At 54.4% G+C, this 252-nt stretch carries 1 pseudogene; it reads left to right on the top strand.

Annotated features, from left to right (window positions below):
* Positions 1–127, top strand: a pseudogene (locus tag F7Q90_RS26300) (IS630 family transposase); the annotation flags it as partial.
* Positions 128–252: the final 125 nt, after the last annotated feature.

Here is a 252-nt window from a genome sequence, read left to right on the forward strand (position 1 = left end):
CTGCTGTGCCCGCTCATCGATTGGTCGCTGGATTAACTGGTTCACTCTGTCTGGTGCTGAAGGCCTGAAGTCATTACCGTCAGGACGCGGGAGGCGCTGGCCGTTCGAACATATTTGCGCATTGCTGGTAAGCGTCACATTTAAACCGTCTGTGCAGCGGGCTCCGGTTCCGGGAAAATAGTGTCCATCATTTTTTAATGGACACTATCGCGTGAAACACCGGACATGGCTCCTTGAGGCGCTTCGCCTCCA

The organism is Pantoea stewartii subsp. stewartii, assembly GCF_008801695.1.
In the GTDB taxonomy this organism is placed as follows: Bacteria; Pseudomonadota; Gammaproteobacteria; order Enterobacterales; family Enterobacteriaceae; genus Pantoea; species Pantoea stewartii.